This is a genomic window from Polaromonas sp. JS666, from assembly GCF_900103405.1.
Lineage (GTDB): Bacteria > Pseudomonadota > Gammaproteobacteria > Burkholderiales > Burkholderiaceae_C > Polaromonas.
In genome coordinates, this window is sequence record NZ_FNHX01000005.1 from 271,886 (window position 1) to 296,675 (window position 24,790).

Annotated in this window: 21 protein-coding genes; 19 read left to right on the forward strand and 2 right to left on the reverse strand. The window is 66.3% G+C overall.

Features of this window, described 5'->3' with window-relative positions:
- The first annotated feature begins 30 nt into the window (after window positions 1–30).
- From BLQ85_RS14855 to BLQ85_RS14930, 16 genes are all read left to right on the forward strand, one after another.
- Window positions 31–1,845, forward strand: coding sequence for an NADH-ubiquinone oxidoreductase-F iron-sulfur binding region domain-containing protein (locus tag BLQ85_RS14855; RefSeq protein WP_074578005.1), 1,815 nt, complete (start codon window positions 31–33; stop codon window positions 1,843–1,845).
- Window positions 1,842–4,715 carry a formate dehydrogenase subunit alpha gene (gene fdhF, locus BLQ85_RS14860; protein WP_074578006.1) on the forward strand — a complete coding sequence of 958 codons (2,874 nt, stop codon included), beginning with the start codon at window positions 1,842–1,844 and terminating at the stop codon, window positions 4,713–4,715. Before BLQ85_RS14855 ends, fdhF begins: the two co-directional genes overlap by 4 nt.
- Before the next feature lie 42 nt (window positions 4,716–4,757).
- The gene (locus tag BLQ85_RS14865; protein WP_371327289.1) at window positions 4,758–5,345 is read left to right on the forward strand and encodes a DUF3305 domain-containing protein; all 588 of its coding nucleotides are present in this window, start codon (window positions 4,758–4,760) and stop codon (window positions 5,343–5,345) included.
- Window positions 5,338–6,027, forward strand: coding sequence for a DUF3306 domain-containing protein (locus BLQ85_RS14870; protein WP_074578221.1), 690 nt, complete (start codon window positions 5,338–5,340; stop codon window positions 6,025–6,027). Before BLQ85_RS14865 ends, BLQ85_RS14870 begins: the two co-directional genes overlap by 8 nt.
- A complete protein-coding gene (locus tag BLQ85_RS14875; RefSeq protein ID WP_175456125.1) occupies window positions 5,954–8,083 on the forward strand; it encodes a 4Fe-4S binding protein in 2,130 nt (709 codons plus the stop codon). The genes BLQ85_RS14870 and BLQ85_RS14875 overlap by 74 nt, the downstream gene beginning before the upstream one ends.
- Before the next feature lie 35 nt (window positions 8,084–8,118).
- The gene (locus BLQ85_RS14880) at window positions 8,119–8,736 is read left to right on the forward strand and encodes a TorD/DmsD family molecular chaperone (protein ID WP_074578008.1); all 618 of its coding nucleotides are present in this window, start codon (window positions 8,119–8,121) and stop codon (window positions 8,734–8,736) included.
- Window positions 8,737–8,927: 191 nt separating this feature from the next.
- Window positions 8,928–9,134, forward strand: coding sequence for a formate dehydrogenase (locus BLQ85_RS14885; RefSeq protein WP_074578009.1), 207 nt, complete (start codon window positions 8,928–8,930; stop codon window positions 9,132–9,134).
- A 51-nt stretch (window positions 9,135–9,185) separates the two neighbouring features.
- Window positions 9,186–12,152, forward strand: coding sequence for a formate dehydrogenase subunit alpha (locus tag BLQ85_RS14890; protein WP_074578010.1), 2,967 nt, complete (start codon window positions 9,186–9,188; stop codon window positions 12,150–12,152).
- Between the two features lie 9 nt (window positions 12,153–12,161).
- Window positions 12,162–12,782, forward strand: a complete 621-nt coding sequence (gene fdh3B, locus BLQ85_RS14895; protein WP_007873612.1) for a formate dehydrogenase FDH3 subunit beta — start codon at window positions 12,162–12,164, stop codon at window positions 12,780–12,782.
- Complete coding sequence (locus tag BLQ85_RS14900) at window positions 12,779–13,021, forward strand: hypothetical protein (RefSeq protein ID WP_083336868.1); 243 nt, start codon at window positions 12,779–12,781, stop codon at window positions 13,019–13,021. The genes fdh3B and BLQ85_RS14900 overlap by 4 nt, the downstream gene beginning before the upstream one ends.
- A 14-nt stretch (window positions 13,022–13,035) precedes the next feature.
- The gene (locus BLQ85_RS14905) at window positions 13,036–14,232 is read left to right on the forward strand and encodes a formate dehydrogenase subunit gamma (protein ID WP_074578012.1); all 1,197 of its coding nucleotides are present in this window, start codon (window positions 13,036–13,038) and stop codon (window positions 14,230–14,232) included.
- Window positions 14,233–14,252: 20 nt separating this feature from the next.
- Complete coding sequence (locus BLQ85_RS14910; RefSeq protein WP_074578013.1) at window positions 14,253–14,639, forward strand: hypothetical protein; 387 nt, start codon at window positions 14,253–14,255, stop codon at window positions 14,637–14,639.
- Window positions 14,640–14,973: 334 nt separating this feature from the next.
- Window positions 14,974–15,861 carry a formate dehydrogenase accessory sulfurtransferase FdhD gene (locus BLQ85_RS14915; RefSeq protein WP_074578014.1) on the forward strand — a complete coding sequence of 296 codons (888 nt, stop codon included), beginning with the start codon at window positions 14,974–14,976 and terminating at the stop codon, window positions 15,859–15,861.
- Window positions 15,858–17,372 (forward strand): C13 family peptidase, encoded by a 1,515-nt coding sequence (locus BLQ85_RS14920; RefSeq protein WP_083336869.1) that lies wholly within the window; start codon window positions 15,858–15,860, stop codon window positions 17,370–17,372. Before BLQ85_RS14915 ends, BLQ85_RS14920 begins: the two co-directional genes overlap by 4 nt.
- 71 nt (window positions 17,373–17,443) lie before the next feature.
- Window positions 17,444–20,005 (forward strand): ABC transporter permease, encoded by a 2,562-nt coding sequence (locus BLQ85_RS14925; protein WP_074578015.1) that lies wholly within the window; start codon window positions 17,444–17,446, stop codon window positions 20,003–20,005.
- A 356-nt stretch (window positions 20,006–20,361) separates the two neighbouring features.
- Complete coding sequence (locus tag BLQ85_RS14930; protein WP_074578016.1) at window positions 20,362–20,793, forward strand: group II truncated hemoglobin; 432 nt, start codon at window positions 20,362–20,364, stop codon at window positions 20,791–20,793.
- Window positions 20,794–20,812: 19 nt separating this feature from the next.
- On the opposite strand, the gene BLQ85_RS14935 is transcribed toward BLQ85_RS14930, so the two are convergent.
- Both BLQ85_RS14935 and radC read right to left on the reverse strand, forming a co-directional pair.
- Window positions 20,813–21,469 (reverse strand): Smr/MutS family protein, encoded by a 657-nt coding sequence (locus BLQ85_RS14935; RefSeq protein ID WP_074578017.1) that lies wholly within the window; start codon window positions 21,467–21,469, stop codon window positions 20,813–20,815.
- A 9-nt stretch (window positions 21,470–21,478) separates the two neighbouring features.
- Window positions 21,479–22,153: a RadC family protein gene (radC, locus tag BLQ85_RS14940; protein ID WP_074578018.1), complete on the reverse strand. Its 675-nt coding sequence runs from the start codon at window positions 22,151–22,153 to the stop codon at window positions 21,479–21,481.
- 166 nt (window positions 22,154–22,319) lie between these two features.
- Here radC and BLQ85_RS14945 point away from each other — a divergent pair, with 166 nt between their 5' ends.
- From BLQ85_RS14945 to BLQ85_RS14955, 3 genes are read left to right on the forward strand one after another with little or no spacing between them, the layout of a single operon-like run.
- Window positions 22,320–22,808, forward strand: coding sequence for an FKBP-type peptidyl-prolyl cis-trans isomerase (locus BLQ85_RS14945; protein WP_074578019.1), 489 nt, complete (start codon window positions 22,320–22,322; stop codon window positions 22,806–22,808).
- A complete protein-coding gene (ispH, locus tag BLQ85_RS14950; protein WP_074578020.1) occupies window positions 22,805–23,803 on the forward strand; it encodes a 4-hydroxy-3-methylbut-2-enyl diphosphate reductase in 999 nt (332 codons plus the stop codon). The genes BLQ85_RS14945 and ispH overlap by 4 nt, the downstream gene beginning before the upstream one ends.
- A gap of 12 nt (window positions 23,804–23,815) precedes the next feature.
- A complete protein-coding gene (locus BLQ85_RS14955; RefSeq protein ID WP_074578021.1) occupies window positions 23,816–24,757 on the forward strand; it encodes a threonine/serine dehydratase in 942 nt (313 codons plus the stop codon).
- Window positions 24,758–24,790: the final 33 nt, after the last annotated feature.

The following is a 24,790-nucleotide window of genomic DNA, read 5'->3' on the forward strand; positions in this document are numbered from 1 at the left end:
CCTAAGGCGGGGACGCCGGCCCAGCCAACAATGAACCATCCTGGTCGCAGTCCCGAAGTCAAGGCCGTTGCCGTCGCAACGGTCGACGAAATGCGCGAGCGCATACGCCGCAAAAGCAAACTCAAGGGGCGCCAGGCCGACGATGCATCGCTGGACGAGGTGCGCGCGCTGATAGGCGCGCGGCCCGAGGCAGGCCACAGGCGCGACCTGCTGATCGAGCACCTGCACGCGCTCAACGACGCTTACCGCTGCCTGCACGACAGGCACCTGGTGGCGCTGGCCAAGGAGATGAACATCCCCATGGCCGAGGTCTACGAGGTCGCGACTTTTTATCATCACTTTGAAGTGATTCGCGGCGACGGCCAGGCCCCCGGCCTCACGGTGCGGGTCTGCGACGGCCTGGCCTGCGAACTGGCCGGCGCGCAAGATTTGCTGGCGCGCCTGCCGGCGCTGCTTGGAAGCCAGGACGTGCGTGTGGTCGCCGCGCCCTGCATAGGCCGCTGCGAGCAGGCGCCCGCCGTCGCGGTGCACCAGCAGGCCCTGCCTTTTGCGACGCCGCAGGCCGTGGTCTCCGCGGTCGGCAAGGTGCAAAGCCCTGCCGGCGCAGCGCAAGCGGTCGTGCCTTTTAACGCTGCCGATTTCGCCGAACACAGCGTGACCGGCATCGATACGGCCGCCATGCCGGCGTACACCGGCTATGCGCTGTACCGCGAACACGGCGGTTATGCGCTGGCCGCCGCGGTGGTCAACGGTGAGGAAGACGCCGAACGCATCATCAAGGCCATGGAAGATTCCGGCCTGCGCGGCCTGGGCGGCGCGGGTTTCCCGGCCGGCCGCAAATGGCGCATCGTGCGCGATCAGCCGGCGCCGCGCCTGATGGCGGTCAATATCGACGAGGGCGAGCCCGGCACCTTCAAGGACCGTACTTACCTTGAGCGCGACCCGCACCGCTTCCTCGAAGGCCTGCTGGTCGCGGCCCAGGTGGTGGGCGTGGAGGCCTGCTACATCTATTTGCGCGACGAATACCACGACTGCCGCGCCATCCTGCAGGCCGAGCTGGCCAAGCTGCGCGCCGACCCGCCCTGCGAGCTGCCGCTGATCGAGCTGCGGCGCGGTGCGGGCGCCTACATCTGCGGTGAAGAGTCGGCCATGATTGAAAGCATAGAAGGCAAACGCGGCGAGCCGCGCATGCGCCCGCCCTACATCGCGCAGGTGGGCCTGTTCGGCCGGCCCACGCTGGAGCACAACTTCGAGACCCTCTACTGGGTGCGCGACATCGTCGAAAAAGGCCCACAGTGGTTCAGCGGTTTCGGCCGCAACGGCCGCAAGGGCCTGCGCAGCTTCAGCGTGAGCGGGCGCGTCAAACAGCCCGGCGTCAAGCTGGCGCCGGCCGGCATCACGGTGCGCGAGCTGATAGACGAATACTGCGGCGGCATGGCCGAGGGCCACGACTTTTACGCCTACCTGCCCGGCGGCGCCTCGGGCGGCATCCTGCCGGCGTCCCTGGGCGACATCCCGCTGGACTTCGACACCCTGCAGCCTTATGGCTGTTTCATAGGCTCGGCCGCCGTCATGGTGCTGGGCCACCAGGACCGCGCGCGCGACGCCGCCCTCAACATGATGAAGTTCTTCGAACACGAAAGCTGCGGCCAGTGCACGCCCTGCCGCGTCGGCACGGCCAAGGCCGCGCAGCTCATGCAGGCCGAGCGCTGGGACGGCGACACGCTGGAAGACCTCAACATCGTGATGACCGACGCCTCCATCTGCGGCCTGGGCCAGGCCGCGCCCAACCCGGTGCGCAGCATCCAGAAATATTTCCCGCATGAGATCGGAGCCGCGGCATGAACGCCCCCGCCAAACTCGCTGAAGTGCTGCCGCAAACCGTGGAGTTCAAGCTCGACGGCAAGAGCATCCATGCCTACGAAGGCGAAACCATCTTCAAGGCCGCCGCGCGCCACGGCGTGGACATCCCCCACCTTTGCTATAAGGACGGCCTGCGGCCCGACGGCAACTGCCGCGCCTGCGTGGTCGAGGTCAAGGGCGAGCGCACGCTGGCCCCCAGCTGCTGCCGCAGCGCCACGGCCGGCATGGAGGTGCAGGCGCACAGCGAACGTGCGCTCAAGAGCCAGAAAATGGTGCTGGAGATGCTGCTGTCGGACATGCCCGACGCCGGCTACAAATGGAATGAAAAAGACGAGTCGCTGCAGCACGGCGAACTCAGCGAATGGGCGGACCGCATGGAAGTGCAGGTGCGCCCCGCGCTCAAGGCCCTGCGCCGCGAGCAGCCCGCGGCCGACGTCTCGCACCCTGCCATGGCGGTCAACCTGGATGCCTGCATCCAGTGCAACCGCTGCGTGCGCGCCTGCCGCGAGGAGCAGGTCAACGACGTGATCGGCTACGCCATGCGCGGCTCGCACAGCGAAATCGTGTTCGACCTGAACGACCCCATGGGCGACAGCACCTGCGTGGCCTGCGGCGAATGTGTGCAGGCCTGCCCCACGGGCGCGCTCATGCCCAAATCGCAGGTCGGCTCGCAGGTGGTCGACAAAAAAGTCGACTCGGTCTGCCCCTTCTGCGGCGTCGGCTGCCTGCTGACCTACAACGTCAAGGACAACAAGATCGTCAGCGTGGACGGGCGCGACGGCCCGGCCAACCATTCGCGCCTGTGCGTCAAGGGCCGCTTCGGTTTTGACTATGCCCACAGCCCGCAGCGCCTGACGGTGCCGCTGATACGCAAGGCCGGCGTGGGCAAGGACCCCGAGGCGCTGCAAAACCTCAACCGCGACAGCGCCGACTGGTCCGAGGTGTTCCGTGAGGCGACATGGGAGGAAGCGCTGGCGCTGTCCGCCGGCAGCCTCAAGGGCCTGCGCGACACGCACGGCAAAAAAGCGCTGGCCGGTTTCGGTTCGGCCAAGGGCAGCAACGAAGAGGCCTATCTGTTCCAGAAGCTGGTGCGCACCGGCTTCGGCTCCAACAATGTGGACCACTGCACGCGGCTGTGCCATGCCTCCAGCGTCGCGGCCCTGCTCGAAGGCGTGGGCTCGGGCGCGGTCAGCAACCAGGTCAACGACGTGGAGCACTCGGACCTGATCTTTGTGATCGGCTCCAACCCCACGGCCAACCACCCGGTGGCCGCCACCTGGATGAAGAACGCCGCCAAGAACGGCGCAAAAATCGTGCTGGCGGACCCGCGCGTCACCGACATCGGCAAACACGCCTGGCGCACCCTGCAGTTCAAGGCTGACACCGACGTGGCCATGCTCAATGCGCTGATCCACACCGTGATCGACGAAGGCCTGGCCGACCAGGACTTCATCAGCAAGCGCGCCAGCAACTACGAAGCGCTCAAGGAAAACGTCAAGGGCTACAGCCCCGAGGCCATGGAGCCCATCTGCGGCATCCCGGCGCAAACCCTACGCGAGGTGGCGCGCGAATTCGCCAAGGCCAAGGGCGCGATGATTCTGTGGGGCATGGGCATCAGCCAGCACGTGCACGGCACCGACAACGCGCGCTGCCTGATCGCGCTGGTCACGGTGACCGGCCAGATCGGCAAGCCCGGCTCCGGCCTGCACCCGCTGCGCGGCCAGAACAATGTGCAGGGCGCCAGCGACGCGGGCCTGATTCCCATGATGTTTCCCAACTACCAGCGAGTGGACAACGCCGGCGCGCATGCCTGGTTCGAGAAATTCTGGGACACGCCGCTGGACGAAAAGCCCGGCTACACGGTGGTCGAGATCATGCACAAGGCGCTCGCGCCCGACAGCGACCCGCACAAGGTGCGCGGCATGTACATCATGGGCGAGAACCCGGCCATGAGCGACCCCGACCTCAACCACGCGCGCCATGCGCTGGCCAGCCTGGAGCATTTGGTGGTGCAAGACATCTTCATGACCGAAACCGCCTGGCTGGCCGACGTGGTGCTGCCGGCCACCGCCTGGCCCGAAAAAACCGGCACGGTCAGCAACACCGATCGCATGGTGCAGCTGGGCAAGCAGGCCATCACGCCGCCCGGCGAAGCCAAACCCGACCTCTGGATCATCCAGCAGATCGCGCAGCGCATGGGCCTTAACTGGAACTATGCCGGCGAGCACTCGGGCGTGGCGGCCGTCTATGAGGAAATGCGCCAGGCCATGCACGCGGCGATCTCGGGCATCAGTTGGGAGCGCCTGCAGCGCGAGTCCAGCGTGACCTATCCCTGCCTGAGCGAAGACGACCCTGGCGCGCCCACCGTCTTCATAGACCGCTTTGCCACCAACGACGGGCGCGTGCACCTGGTGCCCGCCGACATCATCCCGGCCAACGAGCGGCCCGATGCGGACTTCCCCTTTGTGTTGATCACCGGACGGCAGCTCGAGCACTGGCACACCGGCAGCATGACGCGGCGCGCCACGGTGCTCGATGCGATCGAACCCATGGCCACCGCCTCGCTGTGCGGCGACGACCTCGCGGAACTGGGGCTGCAGGCCGGCGACGTGATCACCGTGCAGTCGCGCCGCGGCCAGGTCGCCATCCACGTACGGCGCGACGACGGCACGCCGCACGGCGCGGTCTTCATCCCCTTCGCCTATTACGAGGCGGCGGCCAACCTGATGACCAATGCCGCGCTGGATCCCTTCGGCAAGATCCCGGAGTTCAAGTACTGCGCCGTCGCGATACGCCGCGGCGGCCAGGTGTCGGCCACCCAGGGCTATGGCGAGGGGGCAGGCGCGCGCTAGGGTCTTTCCTGCGCGGGCTGGAGCCCGCCGTACACTGCGGGCATGTCCGACTTCCAGCTGCGCTCTCCCGAAACAGACGCCGGCGTGCAGCGGCCCTGCACAGCGGTGGCCGTTGTCATGCGCCGCGAACGCATCAACAACCGCTGGCAGCCCTGGCGCTGGGTGCTGGCTGACGTGGTGCCGCATGAAGACGGTTTTGGCACCGTGCCGCGGCTGCTGCTCAACGACGAGCGCGAGGAGCGCTGGCTGCACCCGGGCTTTGCGGTCGAACTGTTCACCGACGACGCCGAAGGTTATTACCTCAACGCCAGCACCGGCCAGCCCTGCTTCTGGGTGTTGTGGCGCATGGAGGAAGAAGCCTTGCTGGCCGATGAGCCGATTGCCCTTCCCCAGACCGTGACCCTGAGCTACCACGACGCCGGCCGCTGGCTGGACGCGCAGGAAACCGTGGAACAGGTGCCCGCGCCGCCCGAGGTCGTGGCCTGGCTGCGCGAGTTCGTCGACAAGCACCATGTGGCTGAACCCAAGCGCCGGCAGCGTCCGCAAAGCTTCAAGTCCCTGACCGACCGCTTCGGCAACCCCGCGAGTGTGAGCACGGTCAAAAAAACCGGTGGAGGCGGCCATGGCTGAGGAACCTGCCGGCTTCCTGGGCCGTTGGGCGCGCCGCAAGGAAGAGGCGCGCCAGGGCAAGGTTCTGGATGAGCCGGCGGTGGCTCCCGTCCCCGCCCCCGCCGCTCCCCTTGCGCCAGTGGCACCCACACAGGCGGAGCCGATAGCGCAAGCGCCTTTGCCTGATGCCGACCCCCCTAAAGCGCCGACGCTGGACGACGCCAGGCTGCTGACCCGCGATTCCGACTTCAAGCCTTTTATGGCCGGCAATGTGAGCCCCGAGGTGCGCAACGCGGCCATGAAAAAACTCTTTGCCGACCCGCATTTCAATGTGATGGACGGACTGGACACCTACATCGACGATTACTCCAAGTTCGAGCCGATTCCCGAATCCATGCTGCGGCAGATGGCCAGTGCGAAGTTCCTCAAGCTGTTTGATGATGAGGATGAAGACAAGAAGGCCGCCGCGCAGGATGCCGCCGCCCCGCCACGGGAAAGCGTGAATAACCCCACGGATGAAACCGTGGCACAGTCCTCCTATGAAAACCCGGACATAGCTCCTCCCGAGCCGGCCGGGCCCGCACAGACCAGCCAAGCCGAGCCCCCCGCGGCCGGTAGCCAACCAGACCATGCCCACACTGATTTGCGACTGCAACCAGACCATGCCGCTCCAGCCCCAGGCGCTGGGCGAGGCCCTCAATGAGAGCCTGACGCTGCATTCAGCGTTGTGCCGGCGCGAAGCCGGGGCTTTCCAGAAGGCCGTGCAATCGGGCGACGACGTGGTGGTGGCCTGCACCCAGGAAAAACGCCTGTTCGCCGAGGTCGGCGCGCAAACCGAGGGCGCAACTTCGATCGTCAAGTTCGTCAATATCCGTGAGACCGGCGGCTGGAGCAAGGATGCTTCCAGCGCCGGCCCCAAGATCGCGGCGCTGCTGGCCGCGGCCCAATTGCCTGATGCCGAGCCCGTGGCCACCGTGACGTACAAGAGCGCCGGCCGTTTGCTGATCGTCGGCCCTGTCGACCAGGCCGAGCAGGTGGCGGCGCTACTGGCCGATACGCTGGAAGTCACCATCTTCGCGCAGGGTGTTTCCGCTGGCGCGCAGGCCGGCCTTCCCGCGCAGGAGCGCCAATACCCGGTGATCAGCGGCGAGCGGCTTGCGCTCAAGGGCTGGCTGGGCGCATTTGAAGCGAGCTGGGACAAGACCAACCCCATAGACCTGGACCTCTGCACACGCTGCAATGCCTGCGTCGCCGTGTGTCCGGAAGGCGCCATAGACCTGAGCTACCAGGTCGACAGCGCCAAATGCACATCACACCGCGACTGCACGGCGGTTTGCAAGGTGGCCGGCGCGATCGACTTCAACCGCGCGCCGCAAAGCCTGACCGAATCCTTCGACCTGGTGCTGGACCTGGGCGCCAAACCGCTGTTCACGCTGCATGCGCCGCCGCAAGGCTATTTCGCGCAGGATGCCTTAGCCGGCCTGGCCTCGCCCGGCCTGCCGGCCACCGTGCTCAAGCTGCGCGACATGGTGGGGGAGTTTGAAAAGCCCAAGTTTTTTGCCTACAAACAAAAACTCTGCGCCCACAGCCGCAACGACACTGTGGGCTGCAATGCCTGTGTGGACATCTGCTCGGCCGGCGCCGTCAGCAGCGAGAAAAAACGCCAGCAGATCGTCGTCAACCCCAATCTCTGCGTGGGCTGCGGCGCCTGCACCACGGTGTGTCCGACGGGGGCGCTCACTTACGCCTATCCGCGCGCGAGCGAGCAGGGCGTGCGCTTCAAGACCTTGCTGTCGGCCTATGCAAAAGCCGGCGGCACGCAGCCGGTCCTGCTGTTCCACAGCCAGGGCCGCGGCCAGCAGGCCGTCGAGGCTCTGGGCCGCGCCGCGCGCCTGCAAAAAACCGTGCGCGGCGTGCCGGCCAATGTAATCCCGCAGGCGCTGTGGCACACGGCCAGCCTGGGCCTGGACCTCTGGCTCAGCGCTGTCGCCTTCGGCGCTTCGCAAGTTGCCGTGCTGGTGACCGACGAAGAAGCGCCGGCTTATCTCGAAGGCCTCACGCAGCAGATGCGCGTGGCGCAAGCGCTTTTGAACGGCCTGGGCTATGCGGGCGTTCACTTCCATTTGCTGCGCGCGCAAGCCGGTGATGTCGCCGGCCTGGATGCCGGCCTGCAGGCCCTGGCCCGCAACCGGCCCGCCGTGCCTGCCGCACCGGCGCGCTTTGCCGTCGCGCAGGAAAAGCGCAGCACGCTGGACATGGCGCTGGACCACCTGATACAGCAGGCGCCCGCTGTGCTGCCCGAAGCGATTGCGCTGCCCGCCCAAGGCTCGCCCTTTGGCAGCCTGGTGGTCAATGCCGACAGCTGCACCTTGTGCCTGAGCTGCGTGAGCGCCTGCCCGGCCAGCGCGCTGCAGGACAACCCGGATCGCCCCCAGCTCAAGTTCATCGAGAAAAACTGCGTGCAGTGCGGCCTGTGCGCCACCACCTGCCCCGAGGACGCGATCACGCTGCAGCCGCGCCTGCTGCTGACGCCGCAGCGCAAGGAGGCGAGGGTGCTCAACGAAAGCCCGCCCTACCATTGCATACGCTGTGCCAAGCCCTTCGGCACGCTCAAGGCCATAGAGTCCATGCTGGGCAAGCTGGCGGGCCATGCGATGTTCCAGGGCGCGGCGGCCGACCGCCTCAAGATGTGCGGCGACTGCCGCGTGATCGACCTGTATTCCGCCGAGAACGAAGTCAAGATCACCGACATCCGTTAGCACCTCCCGCAAGAACAAGACATAAGACGCCACGCATGACGCCAGCCTCCCTCACCGCCACCACCCTGGACGAAGAAACCGCGCGCGCCGAGGTCTACGGCCTGCTGGCCGCGCTGTATTACGCCGCGCCGTCGGCGGAGCTCTATGACAACCTGCGCGTCGCCGTGACGGCCGCGCCCGCCGAAGGCGCGCTGCTCGAAAGCTCCTGGGGCGAACTGGTGGCCGCGGCGCGCGCGCAAAGCCGGGAGGCCACCGCCCAGGAGCACGATGCGCTGTTCGGTGGCGTGGGCAAGCCCGAGCTATACCTCTTTGGTTCCCATTACCTCAGCGGTTTCCTCAATGAAAAGCCGCTGGCCGCCCTGCGCACCGAACTCGCGGCGCTGGGCCTGGCGCGCGACGAGGCCATGCCCGAGACCGAAGACCATGTGGCCTACCTTTGCGAGGTCATGCGCTACCTGATCGCTGGCGACGACGTGGCCGTGGCCAACCTCACGCGGCAGCGCGAGTTTTTCGCGCGCCACCTGCAGCCCTGGCTGCCGCTGATGTGCGAGGCCATCACGCAACACCCCAAGGCGCGCTTTTACGCGGCGCTGGCGGCCTTCACGCAGACCTTCATGAGCGTCGAGGCGCAGGGCTTTGACATGCTGGCCTGAGGGGGCGCCGCTCGCAGGGGCGAATGTTTTCTCAATATGAGACAGTCCGTGGCGGCGCGATCATAAGATAGCCTATCGTTTTCCCTAGCCCCCCGGATTGAGTCGGACAAGCCATTGTGGCGCGGGGCCCTCTGACGTACAGTACTATGCAAACGGTTGCATACCGAGCAAGCCTTCCCCTGGAGAACACCATGCAGGACAGCCAGCCAAAACCCTCGCGACGGGGATTCTTTTTCGGTGCCGCCGCCACGGGCGCGGCCGCAGCGGCCGTTGTGGCCTTGCCCGGCGCACCCGCCCTCCAGGCCGAACTCCCGGCGCCCAAGCCGGCTCCTGAAAAAGGCGGCGGCTACAGCCTCTCGGAGCACGTCCAGCGCTACTACAAGACCACCCGCGTCTAGCCGTTCGACCGCCAGCGTCCAGCCCGGTTTCACTTTCCCACGGAGAGCTTCATGCTGCTCACGAAAAAAACTTCCGAAGTCCATCCCGCGCACCGCGCCTCCACGCGTTTTGTGCACAGTCTGTCGCGGGGCCTGTCCAACGCCCTGCCCACCATGGACCGCCGCGCCTTTTTGCGCCGCTCCGGCCTGGGTGTCGGCGTGGGCCTGGCCGCGACGCAGCTGAGCCTGGTTAAAAAAGCCGAGGCCGCCACGCCCGGCGCCGGCGCTGCTGGCGGCCAGATAGAAGTCAAGCGCACGGTGTGCGGCCATTGCTCGGTCGGCTGCGCCGTCGATGCCGTGGTCGAAAACGGCGTCTGGGTGCGCCAGGAGCCGGTGTTCGACTCGCCCATCAACCTGGGCGCGCACTGCGCCAAGGGCGCCGCGCTGCGCGAGCACGGCCACGGCGAGTACCGCCTGCGCTACCCCATGAAGCTGGTGAACGGCAAGTACGAGCGCATCAGCTGGGACACGGCGCTCAATGAAATCAGCGCCAGGCTGCTGGAGCTGCGCAAGGAAAGCGGCCCCGACTCGGTCTACTGGGTGGGCTCGTCGAAGCACAACAACGAGCAAGCCTATCTGATGCGCAAGTTTGTGAGCTTCTGGGGCAGCAACAACTGCGACCACCAGGCCCGCATCTGCCACTCGACCACGGTGGCCGGCGTCGCCAACACCTGGGGTTACGGCGCCATGACCAATTCCTACAACGACATGCAGAACAGCAAATGCGCGTTGTACATAGGCTCGAATGCGGCCGAGGCCCATCCGGTCAGCATGCTGCACATGCTGCACGCCAAGGAAACCGGCTGCAAGCTGATCGTGGTGGACCCGCGCTTCACGCGCACGGCAGCCAAGGCCGACGACTACGTGCGCATACGCTCGGGCTCGGACATTCCCTTCCTCTTCGGCGTGCTGTACCACATCTTCAAGAACGGCTGGGAAGACAAGAAGTACATCAACGACCGTGTCTACGGCATGGACAAGGTCAAGGCCGACGTGATGGCCAAGTGGACGCCCGACAAGGTGCTGGAAGCCTGTGGCGTGGACGAGGCCACCACGCTCAAGGTGGCCACCATGATGAGCCAGAACCGCCCCAGCACCATCGTCTGGTGCATGGGCCAGACCCAGCACACCATAGGCAATGCCATCGTGCGCGCCTCCTGCATCCTGCAACTGGCCCTGGGCAACGTCGGCAAGTCCGGCGGCGGCACGAATATTTTCCGCGGCCATGACAATGTGCAGGGCGCGACCGACGTCGGCCCCAACCCCGATTCGCTGCCCGGCTACTACGGCCTGGCCGAAGGCTCGTGGAAGCATTTCGCCAAGATCTGGGGCGTGGACTTCGACTGGATCAAGGGCCGCTACGCCTCGGCCGCCATGATGGGCAAGCCCGGCATCACGGTGTCGCGCTGGATAGACGGCGTGCTCGAGAAAAACGAGCTGATAGACCAGGAGTCCAACCTGCGCGGCGTGTTCTTCTGGGGCCATGCGCCCAACTCGCAGACGCGCGGCCTCGAGATGAAACGGGCCATGGACAAGCTGGACCTGCTGGTGGTGGTGGACCCGTATCCCTCGGCCACCGCGGCCATGGCCGCCATGCCCGGCAAGGCCGAGGACCAGAACCCCAAGCGCGCGGTCTACCTGCTGCCGGCCGCCACGCAGTTCGAGACCAGCGGCTCGGTGACCGCCTCCAACCGCTCGCTGCAATGGCGCGAGAAGGTGATAGAGCCGCTGTGGGAAAGCCGCAGCGACCACATGATCATGCACCAGCTGGCCGACAAGCTCGGCTTCGCCAAGGAGCTGTCCAAGAACTACAAGATGCAAAAGGTCAAGGGCATGGACGAGCCCGTGCCCGAGGACATCCTGCGCGAGATCAACAAGACCTGCTGGACCATAGGCTATACCGGCCAGAGCCCGGAGCGCCTGAAGGCGCACATGCGCAATATGCACCTGTTCGACGTCAAGACCCTCAAGTCCAAAGGCGGCAAGGACAAGGAAACCGGCTACGACACCACGGGCGATTATTTCGGCCTGCCCTGGCCGTGCTACGGCAACCCGGAGCTCAAGCACCCGGGTTCGCCCAATCTTTATGACACCTCCAAACACGTCATGGACGGCGGCGGCAACTTCCGCGCCAACTTCGGCGTTGAAAAAGACGGCGTCAACCTGCTGGCCGAAGACGGCTCGTGCTCGCTGGGCGCCGAGATCGCCACGGGCTACCCCGAGTTTGACCACCTGCTGCTCAAGAAACTGGGCTGGTGGGACGACCTGACCGACGCCGAAAAAACCGCGGCCGAAGGCAAGAACTGGAAGACCGACTCTTCCGGCGGCATCATCCGCGTCACCATGAAGCTGCACGGCTGCCATGTGTTCGGCAATGCCAAGGCGCGCGCCGTGGTCTGGAACTTCCCCGACGCGATCCCGCAGCATCGCGAGCCGCTGTATGGCAACCGCGCCGACCTGCAGGCCAAGTACCCCACGCATGACGACAAGAAAGCCTTCTGGCGCATGCCCACGCTGTACAAGACCATCCAGCAGAAAAACATCGCCGACAAGGTGCACGAGAAATTCCCGCTGGTCATGACCTCGGGCCGGCTCGTCGAGTACGAAGGCGGCGGCGAGGAAACCCGTTCCAACCCCTGGCTGGCCGAGCTGCAGCAGGAAATGTTCATCGAGATCAACCCCAAGGTGGCCGCCGAAAAAGGCATACGCAACGGCGAACGCGCCTGGGTCAGCACCCCCACAGGCGCACGCCTGAACGTGCAGGCCATGGTGACCGAGCGCGTGGGCCCCGACACGGTGTTCATGCCCTTCCACTTCTCGGGCCGTTGGCAGGGCGCCGACATGCTGGCTTATTACCCCAACGGCGCGGCGCCGGTGGTGCGCGGCGAAGCCATCAACACGGCGACGACTTACGGGTATGACAGCGTCACGATGATGCAAGAAACAAAAACGACGGTGTGTAACGTCGAGCGAGCATAAGGAACCGCCATGGCACGCATGAAATTTGTCTGTGACGCTGAGCGCTGCATCGAATGCAACGGCTGCGTCACCGCCTGCAAGAATGAGAACGAGGTCCCCTGGGGCGTGAACCGCCGCCGCGTGGTGACGCTTAACGACGGTGTTCCCGGCGAAAAATCGATCTCGGTGGCCTGCATGCATTGCAGCGACGCACCCTGCATGGCTGTCTGCCCCGTCAACTGCTTTTACCGCACCGACGAGGGCGTGGTGCTGCACGACAAGGACATCTGCATAGGCTGCGGCTACTGCTCCTATGCCTGCCCCTTCGGCGCGCCGCAGTTCCCGGCGGCGGGCACTTTCGGCGTGCGCGGCAAGATGGACAAGTGCACCTTCTGCGCCGGCGGCCCTGAAGTCAACGGCAGCCAGGCCGAGTTTGAGAAATACGGCCGCAATCGCCTGGCCGAAGGCAAGCTGCCGGCCTGCGCCGAAATGTGTTCCACCAAAGCCTTGCTGGCCGGTGACGGCGACGTGGTCGCCGACATCTTCCGCAACCGCGTGGTGCAGCGCGGCAAGGGGGCAGAAGTCTGGGGCTGGGGCACGGCCTATGGGTCCAAACAAGCGGGCCAGCCGCCCGCGGGAGCCAAATCATGAAGCGCCTCGCGATACTGGTTTGCGTCACGGCGGCCTTCACCGCCTTGAGCGCTTGCGGCGAAAAACCGCAAACCCTGGGTAGCGGCGCGCGAAGCGACACCGCGGCCTTCCAGGGCACCGACAACGCCTTCGCGGCACCGGGCTGGACCAAGGGCGACAAGGCCAGCTGGGAGCAGGGCCTCAAGGCCCGTGCCCAGAACAGCCAGAACGAATACACCAAGACGGGCACGTCGAAATAGCGAGCGGAGGCCTTATGTTTCTTGCGCGACCCGTTCTTCTATTGCTGGCAGCCGGCCTGGCCGGGCTGGCAGCCGCGCAGGCCCCTGCGCCGGCAGCCGCGCCGCAGGCCCAGGGCGTTGTCGCTCCTGCCGCCGCGCCGGCGGCCACCAGCGGCATCCAGAGCCAGAACATCTTTGAGGTCAAGCCCGACGCCAGTGCCGATCCCAATTACGCCAAACAAAACAATGGTGAACGCGCCAAGGTCCAGCCCGGCAACAACGCGCCGATGTGGCGCCAGGTGGGCGAGGGCGTCACCGGCTACAGCAGCCTGCCCAAAAGCGAAGCGCCCGAGGCCGGCAACCTGATCCAGCCCTTTGTGCAATACCCCGGCTCGCGCCTGACCAACGCCGGCGAGGCCTGGCGCCAGGTGCGCAACAACTGGATCATTCCCTACGGCGGCTCCCTGTTCCTGATCGTGCTGCTGGCGATCGCGATTTTTTACTTCAGCAAGGGTTCCATCAAGACGCACGGCGCCGACACCGGCCGCAAGATAGAGCGCTTCACGCCCTTTGAGCGCGCCGCGCACTGGTCCAACGCGATCGCGTTTTCCATCCTGGCGATCTCCGGCCTGGTGATGGCCTTCGGCAAGTTCTTCCTGCAACCCGTCATTGGCGGTGCGCTCTTCGGCTGGCTGGCCTGGGTGCTCAAGACCCTGCACAACTTCGCCGGCCCGCTGTTCGCGGTGTCGCTGGTGATCGTGTTCTTCACCTTCCTGCGCGACAACTGGCCGCAAAAGGGCGACCTGCGCTGGCTGGCCAAGGGCGGCGGCCTGGTCACCGGCGGTGAGGAGCCGCCTTCGAACCGCTTCAACGCGGGTGAAAAACTCATCTTCTGGGGCGGTGTGTTCCTGCTCGGCATCGTGGTCGTGTCCTCGGGTTTTGTGCTCGACAAGCTGCTGCCCGGCCTGGTTTACGAGCGCGCCACCATGCAGGTCGCGCACATGGTGCATGCCGTGGCCACCGTGCTCATGATGTGCCTGTTCCTCGGCCACATCTACCTGGGCACTATCGGCATGCAGGGCGCCTACAAGGCCATGCGAACCGGTTATGTCGACGAGACCTGGGCCAGGGAGCACCACGAATACTGGTACGACGAGGTCAAGGCCGGCAATATTCCCGCCCAGCGCAGCAAGCCCCCGGTTGAGCCGCCGGGCCAGATCGCGCAAGCCTAAACAGTAGTGAGGACGCCACAATGAAAAAAATCCTGACCCTGGGCCTGCTGGCCGCCGCGTCGGCCACGGTGCTGGCCAAGCTGCCGCCGCTGAGTGACGAAGCCAAGGCCAAGGCCGCCGAAGCCGCCGCCAAGACGGCCTGGACCGGCAAGCTCGAGGCCTACCAGCTGTGCAAAGCGCAGGACAAGGTGGCTGCCGCTTATTACAAATCGGCCAAGGCCGCCGGCAAGGACACCAAGCCGCCCGCCGCCGCGCCGGCCTGCGCCGATCCCGGCCCCTTCGCCTACACCCCGCCCGAGGCCAAGCCGCTGGAAGCCGCCGGCGCGCATTCGCCGGCCGGCAATGCCACCAGCCCGCCCAGCACCAAACAGCCGGATGCGGTCGGCAACCCCGCCAAGAAGTCCTGATTCCTTCCCGCTCTTCAAAAAGCCGACTCTGAAGAACCTGTTCACGGCCTAAACGGGGCCGCGCAAGCACCTTCTCGGGATGGGATGCAAGGCGCGGTGCGCCAGCCCATAGCACTGCTATGGGCCAGCGCCGCAACGCCGCAGACCGCCCGAGAAGGCGCTTGCCCTCCGGGTTGGGGTGAAATCGGGCGAGTGAACCACCCGAGCCCTTGCATGGGCATTAGCCCATGCGGCGTGCCCGGGCGGCCCACTCATCCCGATTGCACCCCAACGCGGCCCCGTTTAGACCGTGAACAGGTTCTAAGGGCCGGCTTTTTTGTTGTAGTCTTGCCGCATGCCTTCGCCATCACCTTTGCCCCGCCTGACAAACGCCAGGGCGCCCCTGACCTGCGAGGTCCAGACCGTCAATGAATACGGCGAAACGCAGCCGGTCTCCATCCCGGCCGAGCGCGCGCTCACGGTGTATGTCGACAAGCGTGAACTCGTGACCTTGATGACGCTGGGCGCGCATCCCGAATTGCTGGTGCTGGGCTATTTGCGCAACCAGCGCCTGGTCAAGGATGTGGCCGACATTGACTCCATCACCGTGGACTGGGAGGTGGGTGCCGCCGCCGTCAAGACCCGTCACGGCATCGAGGACATTGAAGAAAAAACCGCGCGCCGGGTGGTCACCACCGGCTGCGGCCAAGGCAGTGTGTTCGGCGGCCTGATGGACGAGGTGGACGGTATTGTGCTGCCCGCCGATGCGCGCATCAGCCAGGGCCAGCTCTATGCGCTGGTCAACACCATACGGCTCAAGGAAACGACTTACAAATCCGCCGGCTCGGTCCATGCCTGCGCGCTGTTCGCGATGACGGGCGGCGACCCCGAGATGCTGTTGTTTGTGGAGGATGTGGGCCGCCATAACGCCATAGACACCATTGCCGGCTGGATCTGGATGCAGGCCAGCCCTGTCGTGAGCAAATCGGACAAGGTTTTTTATACGACGGGCCGCCTCACCAGCGAAATGGTTATCAAGTCCGCGCAGATGGGCGTGCCCATTGTGGTCTCGCGCAGCGGCATCACGCAGATGGGGCACCAGGTGGCGCAGACGGTCGGCCTGTGCGCCATCGGCCGCGCCACCAACAAACGTTTTGTCTGCTATGCCAATCCGCAGCGGCTCACGCTGCAGCCTGAACTCGCTGGCGCCAGGCCGGCCTCTTTTTCCACCGCGCCGACATGACCGCTACAGATACCGACGTCCAGCCCACGCTTCCTGGAATTCCCGAAGCCTTGCCGATGCGCGGCAAGCCGGGCACCGGCCTCTCGCTGCTGCGCTGGGTGGGCGAGGGCCTGCGTGCGGGAGTGTTTTTGAAACCTCGCGTGGCGGGGAGCGCGCCCACGCCGCCGCAAGTGCTGCTCCTGACGGTGCTGGTCCTTGGTTTTGAACTGGCCTTGTCCCGCCTGGAAGTGGCCGGCCCCGCGCGCCTGGACTTGCAGGCGTGGCTGTCGGGCTGGTGGACCGCCGGCCTTTTCCTGGGCCTGGCCTGGTGGGCGCTTCCCACGCGGGGCACCGCGCCGGATGCCGGCCCGGATGAACCCTCTGGCGAAGGCCTGAAGGGCATCGCCGCCTGCTTTGTCCTGTGGCTGCTCTCGTCGCTTCCGGCCACGGTGCTGTACCAGGGGGTGATTGCCGCCTTCGCCCAGGGTTGGGTCAAGAGTTCGGTGTTTTCGTCGCCCTGGGTTTACTGGGGCTTTTACGGCCTGTTCATCACCTGGGGCGTAGGCACGGCCATCGTGCTGGTCTGGCGCTTTGCCGGGCCAGGCTGGCGCACGGCGGTGTTCGCGCTGGTGCTGGTAGTTTCCAGCGGCCTTATGGCCTGGCAATTCGAGGCCCGCACCTGGCAACAAGACTACGCCGCGCGCGGCGATGCCGATGACCGGCCCCGGCTGCAGCTGAGCCAGCAGACCTTTGAGGAGCAGCAGGCGCTGTGGGAAAAAACCATGGCCGCGATTGCGCACGAGCGCCCGGGCGTGACCGACGTCTACGCCGTGGTGTTCGCCCCCTATGCCGCGGAAGATGTCTTCCTGCGCGAAAGCACCATGGTCAGCCGGGTGCTGGCCGAGCGCTTTGACGCCGACGGCCGCGTGGTGCACCTGGTCAACCACGCCAGCACCGCGCAAACCCACCTCTGGGCCACAGCGCTCAACATGGAGCGCGCCATCGACGCGATCGCCCAGCGCATGGACCGCAACAACGACCTGCTGGTGGTCTACATGACCTCGCACGGCGCCAGCGACTTCAAGCTGGCCGCCGCCCACTGGCCGCTGCAGGTGCCGCCCGTGAGCCCCGATGAACTGCGCGAGGCGCTGGACAGGTCGGGCATACGCCATCGCGTGATCGCGATCTCGGCCTGTTATTCGGGCGGCTGGGCCGATGCGCTGGCCGGCGACACTACCCTGGTCATGACGGCGGCCGATGCCACCCACACGTCTTATGGCTGCGGCCGCCGCTCCGAGCTGACCTTTTTCGGTCGGGCCCTGTTTGACGAGCAGCTGCGCAAGACGCACTCCTTCGAGCAGGCTTTTGCGCGGGCCGTGCCGCTGATCAAGCAGCGCGAAATCGACGCCGGCAAGGAAGACGGCTTTTCCAACCCGCAGATCCGGGTGGGCGCCGGCATCGTGCCGGTGCTGCGCGCGCTGGAAAAACGCCTGGACGCGCTGCCGCCTGCCGCCAGCGCTGCCCGGCCTTAGCGCTGCTCGCATAACCCGGCTCCAAACCCGGCCATCGCGCGGAGCCCCGGACTTTGCGTTATGGTCTGCGCATGAACACCCTTTTCCTCAAGCTCGGCTGGAAAACCATGCTGCGCGACCTGCGCGCGGGCGAGCTGCGCCTGCTGATCGTGGCCGTTACCCTGGCCGTTGCGGCGCTCACCGCCGTCGGTTTTTTTGCCGACCGCCTCAAGGGCGGCCTGCAACGCGATGCGCGGCAGCTGCTGGGCGGCGACGCCGTGATCCGCAGCGACGGCCAGACACCGGCGGCCTTTATCGCCAAAGCGCAGGAACTGGGCCTGCAGGGCATTTCCACCGTCACTTTTCCCACCATGGGCCGCGCCGGCGATGCCGACGGCGGCGCCAGCAAGCTGGTAGCCTTCAAGGCCGTGCCCCAGGGCTATCCCTTGCGCGGCAGCATGAAGGTGGCCGCCAGTCTGGACGAGCCCGGCGCCGACACGCGCGAGGTGCCGGCCCCCGGCACGGCCTGGGCCGATGCCTCGCTGCTCGACGCGCTGGGCCTCAAGCTGGGACAGACCCTGCTGCTGGGCGACGCTGGCTTCAAGCTCACGCGCATCATCGTGCAGGAGCCGGACCGCGGCGCGGGCTTCATCAGCTTTTCGCCGCGCGTGATGGTCAACCAGGCCGATGTCGCGGCCACCAACCTGATACAGCCCGCCAGCCGTACCAATTACCGTTTTGCCGTCGCCGGTGATGACAAGGCGGTGAAAGCGTATGTGAAATGGGCCGATGCGGAAATCAAAAAGCCTTTTGAGCAATCGGGCGTGCGCGGCGTGCGCCTGGAGTCGCTTGAATCGGGCAGCCCCGAGATGCGCCAGACCCTGGACCGCGCCGAAAAATTCCTGAACCTGGTGGCGCTGCTGGCGGCCTTGCTGAGCGCGGTGGCGGTGGCGATTGTGGCGCGCGGCTTCGCGGCCAAGCACCTGGACGACTGCGCCATGTTGCGCGTGCTGGGCCAGCCGCAACGCACCATCGCGCTGGCCTACACCTTTGAGTTCGTGCTGGCGGGCTTGTTCGCCAGCGCCCTGGGCGTGGCCCTGGGTTTTGCCGTGCATTACGGTTTTGTGCTGCTGCTGGCCGGCCTGGTCGAGACCGCGTTGCCGGCCGCCACCTTATGGCCGGTGCTGTTCGGCATGGGCATGGGCCTCACGCTGCTGCTGGCCTTCGGCCTGCCGCCCGTGCTGCAGCTGGCCCAGGTGCCGCCGCTGCGCGTGATACGCCGCGACGTCGGCAACCTGAAGCCCGCCTCGCTCGCGGTGCTGGGCGTGGGCATGGCCGGTTTCGCGGCCTTGCTGGTGGCCGCCAGCAGTGACCTGAAACTGGGCCTGATCGCCGTGGGCGGCGTTGCCGGCGCGGTGGCGGTGTTTGCCGTCGCCAGTTTCGCCGCCGTCAAGCTGCTGCGCGCCAGCGTGCATGAGGCGACAGCGCCGCGCTGGCTGGTGCTGGCCACGCGCCAGCTCTCAGCGCGGCCGGTGTACGCCGTGGTGCAGACCAGCGCGCTGGCCGTGGGCCTGCTGGCGCTGATGCTGCTGGTGCTGCTGCGCACCGACCTCATCAGCAGCTGGCGCAAGGCCACGCCGCCCGACGCGCCCAACCGTTTTGTCATCAACGTGCAGCCCGAGCAGGGCGAGGCCTTCCAGCAGGCCCTGCGTGACGGCGGCGTGAAAAAATTCGACTGGTACCCCATGATCCGCGGCCGCCTGATCGCGGTCAACGGCAAGCCCGTTACGCCCGACGACTTTGAGGACGACCGCGCCAAGCGCCTGGTGGACCGCGAGTTCAACCTCTCCAACAGCGCGGACATGCCCTCGCACAACCAGCTCAGCGGCGGGCGCTGGACGGCCGGCGAACAAGGCGCCGTCAGCGTCGAGGACGGCCTGGCCAAGACCCTGGGCCTCAAGCTCGGCGACAGCCTGCGCTTTGACATAGGCGGGCAGGCTAGCGAAGCCAAGATCACCAGCCTGCGCAAGGTTGACTGGGGTTCCATGCGCGTCAACTTTTTTGTGATGTACCCGGTGGCCAAACTGCCGGCCGACGTGCCCGTCTCTTTTATCAGCGCCTTCCGCGCGCCCGAACCCGTGGCCGCCGTGGCCGGCCAGCCGCGCCCGCAAAGCTTTGACAACACCCTGGTCAAGGCTTTTCCCAACATCACCAACGTTGACATGAGCAGCACGCTGGCCCAGGTGCAGCGCGTGCTCGACCAGGTGATACGCGCGGTGGAGTTTTTGTTCGGCTTCACGCTCGCGGCCGGCTTGGTCGTGCTGTTCGCCGCCATCACCGCCACCCGCGAGGAACGCGCCAAGGAATTCGCCATCATGCGGGCGGTGGGAGCTCGCGCCTCGCTGCTGCGCCAGGTGCAGCGCGCCGAGCTGGCCGGTGTCGGCCTGCTGGCCGGCTTTTTGGCCTCCGTCGTCGCGCTGGCCGTGGGATGGGGCTTGGCGCGGTTTGTGTTTGATTTCAGCTGGAGTGGGTCTTGGACTGTGCCTTTGCTGGGGAGTCTGGCGGGGGCTGTGCTTGCTCTTGCTGCGGGGTGGTGGGGGTTGAGGTCGGTTTTGAATACGCCTGTGGTGGAGACCTTGCGGAAGGCTCAGTAGGAGGCGTAAGGTCTTGCTCCGACGGCGCGCACTCTTCTGAGTTCTGCTGGCCGGGATCGCCCGGCATGCGACTCACTTTTTTTGCTTCGCCAAAAAAAGTAAGCAAAAAAAGGCGACCCTGGTTGCTGCGTCCCTTCGCTTCGCTACGGGCAGCCTGCGGTGCTCGGTCCAGCCGGGGTCAAAAACAACTCGCTTCGCTCAAACAAGTTTTTGCCCTGATCCGTCTGGCCCTGCGCTCCTCGGCGCATCCACAAGGGGGTGGGGATAGGAATACCGAACAGCCAAACAGCCGAAGATAGATGCGGCCAATTAGCCCTAGGCCTGAATCAGGCCGGCGCTGCTTCGATAATCAACCCATGCAGATAGAAGAACGCCCTCCCGGAAACCCTCCCTTTGAAACCCCCTTCGCCTGGATAGGCGGCGAGGAGCGCGTCAAGGCGCTGGTTGAGCGGTTTTATGACTTGATGGACCTGGAGCCGGGCTACACAGCCCTGCGCGCCGCGCACGGCAGCACGCTGGACAATGCCCGGCAGCGGCTGTTCTGGTTTCTGTGTGGCTGGCTGGGTGGGCCGCAGTATTACACCGACCGTTTTGGCCATCCGCGCCTGCGCATGCGCCACATGCCGCAGCAGACCGGCGGCGGCTCCATCGGGATTGCCGAGCGGGACCAGTGGCTGGCCTGCATGGACCAGGCCATGCGCGAGACCGGGGTGGACGAGGGCTTGCGTGTGCGGCTCAATGCGTCTTTTTTCCAGACGGCCGACTGGATGCGCAACCGGGGCGAATAAACCGAAGGCGCTTGCGGCCTCAGCTCTGCGCCAGGAGCACCACCAGCGCCCCGGCGCCGCCTTCGGCCGGCCTGGCCTGCACAAAGGCCAGCACTTCCTGCTTCTGGATCAGCCAGCTCTGCACCTTGCCCTTGAGCACCGGTGTCTTGCCCGGTGAACCCAAACCTTTGCCGTGCACCACGCGCACGCAGCGCCAGCCCATCTTGTGGGCGTCCTTGATGAAGTGAGCCAATGCTTCGCGCGCGTCCTCGCGGCGCAGGCCGTGCAGGTCGAGCTGGCCCTGTATGCTCCAGCCGCCGCGGCGCAGCTTGCGCACCACGTCGGGCCCCATGCCGGGCCGCCGGAAGCTCAGCGCCTCGTCGGTGTCCAGCAGGGTTTCCACATCGAACTCGTCGGAGATCGCCTCGCGCATCACCGCGAGTTCGTCGCGCTGCTGCTGCACCGGGATGGGCGCGGCCTGTTGCACCGGCAGCGCGGCCTTGTGGCCGGGCAGGTGTTTGGCGGGCAGGGCCTTGACGGTGCCGACGGCGCGCGCGAACAGCTCTTTTTCGGCCTTGGCTTTGGCGGCGGCGGCGACCTTTGCGGCGGCGGCTTCTTTCTCAAGCCGGGCCCGGGTTTCGATTTCCCGCTTGACGGCCTTGAGGTCCTGCAGGCTTTTGAGGGCGGGGGATTTCATGGACTTACCTTACAGCATTCCCAGCTCGGCCATGGACACCGCCTGGGTGCTGGTCACCACGAAGTGGTCAAGCACGCGCACATCCACCAGCGCGAGCGCCGCCTTGAGGTTGTGCGTGAGCGCCTCGTCGGCGCGTGAGGGCTGGGCCCAGCCGCTGGGGTGGTTGTGGGCCAGCACCACGCTGGCGGCGTTCAGGGCCAGGGCGCGTATGACAACCTCGCGCGGGTAGACCGAGGTCTGGGTCAGCGTGCCGCGAAACAGCTCCTCGAGCACGATCAGGCGGTTCTGGCTGTCCAGGAACAGCATGGCGAAGACCTCGTGCGGCCGGCTGCCCAGCTGCAGCTGCAGGTAGTCGCGCACGGCCTGGGGTGTGTCGAACAGGGTTTTCTGGCTGAGGTTCTCGGCCAGCGCGCGGCGGGCCAGCTCCAGCACGGCGACCAGTTGCGAGCGCTTGGCGCCGCCCAGTCCCTTGATGCGCTGCAGGTCCGCGGCCGTGGCGTGCAGCAGCCCGGCCACGCCGCCGAAGGTGTCCAGCAGTTCCTGGCCCATCTGCAGCACGTTCTTGCCGGGGATGCCGGTGCGCAGCAGCAAGGCCAGCAGTTCGGTGTTGCTGAGTGCGCCGGGGCCGCGGGCCAGCAGTTTTTCGCGGGGGCGGCTGTCTTGGGGCAGGTCTTTCAGGATCATGGATCGATCTCTTGTTATGGGGCTGGCAGGAGAAGCGGCCAGGGAGGCCACCGCGCAAAAAAGGCCAAAAAACCGGGTTTAGCCCGGCCGGGCCGTCCTTTCTACAATAGAGGCAGTTTACAAACATTGGCCCGCCGTTCCGGCCGGCCCCGAAAGCCCCAGCCTTATGTCCACCGTGGAACTCTCCGCCGCCCCCCTGATCCAGCAGGGCTCTTTCCTGACCCTGCACTACCGCATGGCCGGGCCTTCGGTGGACGGCAAACCGGGCGCCGACATCATCAACACCTTTGAGGGCAAACCCGCCACGCTGAGCCTGGGCACGGGCGAACTTTCGCCGGCCATAGAGCAGCGCCTGCTGGGCCTGCCCGAAGGCACACGCACCACCTTCGAGCTGCCGGCCGGCGAGGCCTTCGGCGAGCGTAACCCGGAGCTCGTGCAGTGGGTGGCGCGCAAGCTGCTCAATGAACTGGGCGACCCGGATGAGCAGTACAAGGTCGGCGACGTGGTGCAGTTCCCCACGCCCGACGGCCTGGGCCAGTACGCCGGCGCGGTGCAGCAGGTCAAGGAAGGCGGCGACGCCGTGCAGTTCGATTTCAACCACCCGCTGGCCGGCCAGCCCGTGGTGTTTGAAGTGCAAGTGATTGGTGTCCTATGAACAAGACTGTGCTTCCCCAGGAAATCCTGCTGGCCGAGCCGCGCGGCTTTTGCGCCGGCGTGGACCGCGCGATTGAAATCGTCGAGCGCGCGCTGACCAAATTCGGCGCACCGATTTATGTGCGCCACGAGATCGTGCACAACACCTACGTCGTCAACGACCTCAAGCAAAAGGGCGCGATCTTCATTGAAGAGCTGGACGACGTGCCGCCGGGCGCCACGCTGGTGTTCAGCGCCCACGGCGTGAGCCAGGCCATCCAGAAGGAGGCTGAGCGCCGCGGCTTCCAGATCTTCGACGCCACCTGCCCGTTGGTCACCAAGGTGCACGTGGAAGTCGCCAAGCTGCACAAGGAAGGCTACGAGTTCATCATGATCGGCCACAAGGGCCACCCCGAGGTCGAAGGCACCATGGGCCAGCTGGACAGCGGCATCCACCTGGTGGAGGACGCGGCCGACGTCTGGCGCATCACCCCGGCGCAGACCGAACGCCTGGCCGTGGTCACGCAGACCACGCTGAGCGTGGACGACGCGGCCGAAATCAGCGCCGCCGTGAAGCAGCGCTTTCCGCAGGTGCGCGAGCCCAAGCAGCAGGACATCTGCTACGCCACGCAGAACCGGCAAGACGCCGTCAAGGTGCTGAGCCCGCAGGTCGACATCCTCATCGTGGTCGGCAGCCCGACCAGCTCCAACAGCAACCGCCTGCGCGAACTCGCCGCCAAGCTGGGCACCGAAGCCTATATGGTCGACGACGCCAGTGAGCTCAAGGAGTCCTGGTTCGAGGGCAAGGGCCGGGTGGGCCTGACGGCTGGTGCCTCGGCGCCCGAGATCCTTGTCAAGCAGGTGATAGACCGCATCAAGGCGCTGGGCGCGGTGTCGGTGCGCAAGATGGACGGCATCGAGGAAACCATCAAGTTCCCGCTGCCCAAGGGCCTGAAGCTGGACGCGCAAGGCCACATGCTGGAAGTCAACGACAGCCAGCTCCACCAACTCACCTGACCCCCCCTACTCATGACCGATCGCGATCACATCGAGCGCTGCCTGCGCGCGTTCAAGGCCGGCTACAGCCACTTCATCCGCCAGACCCCGCTGTGGCAACTGCCCGGCAAGGCGCTGGGCGTGGACTGCGGCGAGGTCTGGCTCAAGCTGGAGCACCTGCAGACCGGCGGCAGCTTCAAGGCGCGCGGCATGCTCAATCGCCTGTTGTCCAACCCCATCCCGGCCAGCGGCGTGATCGTGGCTTCGGGCGGCAATGCCGGCATCGCCACCGCGGCCGCAGCGCGTGAGCTGGGGGTGCGCTGCGAGGTGTTTGTGCCCGAGGTCTCGCCCCCCGCCAAGCGCGCCAAGCTGGCCGCGCTGGGCGCCGAGGTGGTGGTGACGGGCGCGGCTTATGCCGACGCGCTCAAGGCCTGCCTGGCGCGCCAGCAGGAAAGCGGCGCGCTGCTTACGCATGCCTACGACCAGCCCGAAGTGCTGGCCGGCGCCGGCACCATGGCTGCGGAAATCGAGCAGCAGGGCGGTGTGCCCGACTCAGTGCTGGTTAGCGTGGGCGGCGGCGGCCTGATTGGCGGCGTCGCCGGCTGGTTCGGGCAGCGCAGCCGCGTGGTCGCGCTGGAGCCTGAACTGGCGCCCACGCTCTACAAAGCCCGCGAGGCCGGCGAGCCGGTGGACGTCGCGGTCAGCGGCATCGCCGCCGATTCGCTGGGCGCCAGGCGAATCGGCAGCCTGGCCTGGGAAGTCACCCAGGCCCATGTGCGCGACGCGCTGCTGCTGACGGATGAATCCATACGCGCGGCGCAGCTGTGGCTCTGGAAAGAACTCAAGCTGGCCGTGGAGCCTGCCGCGGCCCTGCCGCTGGCCGCGCTGCAAAGCGGCCGCTACCGCCCGCGCGCCGACGAAAAAGTCTGCCTCATCATCTGCGGCGCCAACCTGGACCCGGCCAGCCTCAATTGAGCCGAGCGGGCCCCCGCACAAAATACAATGGCC